The 370-nt window shown below is 70.0% G+C and carries 1 protein-coding gene; it reads left to right on the top strand.

Annotation, left to right across the window (positions count from 1 at the left end; genetic code table 11):
* The coding region (locus CJ177_RS46590; protein WP_257015118.1) for a phosphopantetheine-binding protein at positions 1 to 370 on the top strand (370 nt) is incomplete at both ends.

Raw genomic sequence — 370 nt, 5'->3', positions numbered from 1 at the left:
TCACCCACGCCGCAGTGACAGTCCACCACGACCACCACACCGGCGACCGACTCGTCGGCTACGTCGTCCCCCGCGACGGCGCCCGCCTCGACCCGGCTCGTGTCCGCGTGTTGGTCGCGGACCGCCTCCCCGACTACATGGTGCCCTCACCGATTACCGTGCTGGATCGATTGCCGTTGACGGCCAGTGGGAAGGTGGATCGGCGGGCGTTGCCGGCACCGGTGTTTCCGGTGCCGCAGTACCGGGCGCCGGTGTCGGTGGCGGAGGGGGTCGTTGCCGGCGTGTTCGCAGATGTCCTCGATCGCGAGAGGGTCGGGCTCGACGACGACTTCTTCGCCCTGGGCGGCAACTCGCTGCTCGCGACGCAGGT

This window comes from Rhodococcus sp. ACPA1 (genome assembly GCF_002300195.1).
GTDB lineage: Bacteria > Actinomycetota > Actinomycetes > Mycobacteriales > Mycobacteriaceae > Rhodococcus_F > Rhodococcus_F opacus.
Note: the sequence above shows the minus strand (reverse complement) of the source record. Positions and strands in the feature narration are given on the sequence as shown.